The sequence below is a fragment of the Frankia sp. AiPs1 genome, assembly GCF_023716945.1.
Lineage (GTDB): Bacteria > Actinomycetota > Actinomycetes > Frankiales > Frankiaceae > Frankia.
Genome location: NZ_JAMQQF010000934.1, coordinates 1 through 1,424, shown reverse-complemented (window position 1 = coordinate 1,424; position 1,424 = coordinate 1). Strand labels below are relative to the sequence as shown.

Genomic DNA, 1,424 nt, shown 5'->3' with positions numbered 1-1,424 from the left:
CCCCAGCGCCGCCTGCACCCGGCCCACCGGCCGCATCCATCCCGCCAGCCGGCGCACCTCCGCCGAGCGCGCTCGCCGCACCGGCCATGCCACCTCCGCCGGCAAGTCCGACTCCCTCGGCCAGTCCGACTCCGCCCCCGAGGCCGACTCCGCCTACCGCAGAAACGCCGCCCGCCGCAGAAACGCCGCCTGCCGCAGTGCCTGCGCCGCCCGACCGGTCGCCGGGCCCCGGCCGCCACGCCGCAGCACTCGCCGCCGGTGCGGCTGCGGCAGCACGCAGGGTCTCGACGAACTCGGGATGGGCGGCGGCCAGCCCCGGATGCGCGTCGAGCAGCGCCAGCAGCTCATCGCCAAGATCGAGAAATGGAGCGGCCAATCCCTCGTCCTCAGCGAGGACCAGGGCTCGGGCGAGCAGCCCGGTCGCCCGAGCATGATCATTACGACGGGCCGCGGCGACGGCCGTGAGCGCGCACGCGGCGACGACCGGACCGCCCCCGCCGCCGTCGGCGCGCAGCAGTCCGGCGACCGCGTTCTCGGCGGCGTCCAGATCCGCACAGCCAAGATCAGCCCGTGCCGCGGCCAACGCCAGGATGTGGTCCGGGCGGCGGCCGTCGGCGGGCCGGCCCAGTACCTGCCGCGCGGCCTGGGCGTTGCCGACCGCGAGTAGCAGATCGACCTCGACGGCCTGCCACAGCGACAGGCACAGTGGCGGACCGGCCGGACGACCCCGCCCACTGAGCAGGCGGCGGGCGGCACGAACATCGTCCGGACGACCCCGCCGGCACCGCGACCGAGCGTTCAGCACGACGACGAGATCGAGCAGATGCGGCGGATGCTCTGGCCCCAGCCCGGACCGGGCGGCGGAAAGATGACCGACCACCCGTTCCCCGTCGGCCCGGGCGATGGCCACCATCGCCAACGCGAGATGCGCCTCGACGGCACCGGCCACCCTCGACCGATCAGCAACAGAGGTATCACTTTCCGTATCTCTGGCCTCGCCCGCCGGCATGGACGCAGCACCAGTCGTCGTGGCTTTCTCTCCCACCGCCGTGCTGGGGGAGGCTGTCCCACCTGGACGGTCGCTCAGCTCGCCGACCGCGGCGCACACCACCGCGGCGGCGGACTCGGCCAGCCGAAGCCGGCCCCGTAGCGCGTACGCGAGCGCCAACGCACCGGCCGCAGACATCTCGACCATCCGGTCGCCCGCCAGCCGGGCCGCCTCGACCGCCTCGGTCAACGCGTCCACCGCGGGCTCGGCACGGCCGAGCCACAGCTCCGCCCGCCCCCGCCCGCACCAGGCGAGCGCCGTGACGATCTCACCGAGTCGGTCGTCGTCCTGGCCGGGCGAGCCGGTCGGGCGTCGACTGGGCGACCACCCCGGCGAACGGTGCCGGACGGGGGGCACCACCGCCGTCGAACGGCGC

Annotated in this window: 1 pseudogene; it reads right to left on the bottom strand. The window is 75.3% G+C overall.

Going from position 1 to position 1,424, the window contains the following annotated elements:
- A pseudogene (locus tag ND748_RS31985) lies at nt 1-1,246 on the bottom strand (LuxR family transcriptional regulator); the annotation flags it as partial.
- Between the last annotated feature and the right edge of the window lie 178 nt (nt 1,247-1,424).